The sequence below is a fragment of the Streptomyces sp. HSW2009 genome (genome assembly GCF_040240285.1).
Classification (GTDB): domain Bacteria; phylum Actinomycetota; class Actinomycetes; order Streptomycetales; family Streptomycetaceae; genus Streptomyces.
Genome location: NZ_JBEHZD010000916.1, coordinates 1 through 1,826, shown reverse-complemented (window position 1 = coordinate 1,826; position 1,826 = coordinate 1). Strand labels below are relative to the sequence as shown.

Sequence of the window (1,826 nt, the reverse complement as noted above, 5' to 3'; positions counted from 1 at the left end):
CGCAACGCCATCACCATCTTGATCAACCCCGCCACACCCGCGGCGGCCTGCGCATGACCGATGTTCGACTTCACCGATCCGAGCCACAACGGATCGCCCTCCTCCCGCCCCTGCCCGTACGTCGCAAGCAACGCCTGCGCCTCAATCGGGTCACCCAACTTCGTCCCCGTACCGTGCGCCTCCACCACGTCCACGTCGGAGGCGGCGAGTCCTGCCTGTTCCAGCGCGGCCCGGATGACGCGTTCCTGCGCGAGGCCGCTGGGTGCGGTGAGACCGTTGGACGCGCCGTCCTGGTTGACGGCCGAGCCGCGGACGACCGCGAGCACCCGGTGGCCGCGGCGGCGGGCCTCCGACAGCCGTTCCACCAACAGCAGGCCGATGCCCTCGCTCCACCCCGTACCGTCGGCGGCAGCGGCGAAGGACTTGCAGCGGCCGTCCGCGGCCACCCCACCCTGGCGGGCGAACTCGGCGAACGCCCCCGGCGTGGCCATCACCGTCACCCCGCCCACCAGGGCGAGATCGCACTCCCCCGCGCGCAGCGCCTGCCCGGCCAGATGCAGGGCGACCAGCGACGACGAACACGCGGTATCCACCGTCACCGCAGGGCCCTCAAGCCCGAAGGTGTACGCCACCCGACCCGATGCCACGCTCACCAAGCTGCCGGTCAGCAGATGGCCCTCGACCTCGTCGGGGACGTGCCCGAGCCGGGAGAGGTAGTCGCTGCCGATCACGCCGACGAAGACGCCGGTCTTGCTGCCGCGCAGCGAGGTCGGGTCGATGCCGGCCTGCTCAAAGGTCTGCCACGACGTCTCAAGCAGCAGCCGCTGCTGCGGGTCCATGGCCAGCGCCTCGCGCGGCGAGATGCCGAAGAACTCCGGGTCGAAGTCGGTGGCGTCGGTGAGGAACCCACCCTGGTGACCACCGTCCTGGCGACCGTCACCCTGGGCGTCGCCAGCGTGCGGCGCGTCCGCCGGTCCGGAGTGGGTGTGGTCGGTCCAGCCGCGGCCGGGTGGGAAGCCGGTGATGGCATCGCCCCCGCGCTGCACCAGGTCCCACAGGTCGTCGGGCGATGCCACCCCGCCCGGGAACCTGCACTGCATGCCCACGATGGCCAGCGGCTCGTGCCACTTCTCCTCGGCGTCCTGGAGCCGGGAGCGGGTCTCGTGGAGTTCCGCGGACGCCCGTCGGAGGTAGTCCCGCAGCATCTCTTCGCTTGCCATCGAATTCTTCTCCGTACGTACGGGCCCGGGGAGGGCGGGGGTGGAGCGGGGCGGCGGATCGTCAGCGGCCGGTGCTCTTGTCGATGAAGTCGAAAATTTCCTGGTCGCTCGCGGACTCGAAGGTCTGCGCGGCGTCCTGTTCGGCGGGTTGCGCGGTGGAGCGTGCGGCGCGCGGCGGTTGTGCACCGGTCAGTTCGGCGAGGCGGGCTGCGGCCCGGCCGCGGTCCTGCTCGGGCAGGAGCGACAGCAGCGAGGCGACCTTGTCGATTTCGCCGAGCACCGATTCCCAGGAGACGGCGTGTTCCTGGAGGAGTCGGGTGCGCAGGTGGCGGCCGAGTTGGTGTGGGTTGGGGTGGTTGAAGACGAGCGTGGGAGGCAGCCTGAGCCCGGTGGCCGCCCGTAGCCGGTTGCGCATCTCCACCGCGGTCAGCGAGTCGAACCCGGCGTCCTTGAACGCGCGGCCGGGTTCGACGGCCCGGGCGTCGGCCGGGCCCCCCCCCGGGGGGGGCGGGGGGGCGCGCCCCCCCCCACGACCGGCCCAGACTCGGCCGGACAGCCGACGTCACACCCAAGGGGCGTCACACCCAAGGGGCGTCACACCCAAGG

At 72.1% G+C, this 1,826-nt stretch carries 2 protein-coding genes; both read right to left on the bottom strand.

Going from position 1 to position 1,826, the window contains the following annotated elements; all coding sequences use genetic code 11:
• A partial coding sequence (locus AAHZ94_RS33530; protein ID WP_349997469.1) for a beta-ketoacyl synthase N-terminal-like domain-containing protein occupies positions 1-1,220 on the bottom strand: 1,220 nt, incomplete at its 3' end.
• A 61-nt stretch (positions 1,221-1,281) separates the two neighbouring features.
• Positions 1,282-1,776, bottom strand: a complete 495-nt coding sequence (locus AAHZ94_RS33525; RefSeq protein WP_349997470.1) for an acyl carrier protein — start codon at positions 1,774-1,776, stop codon at positions 1,282-1,284.
• Positions 1,777-1,826: the final 50 nt, after the last annotated feature.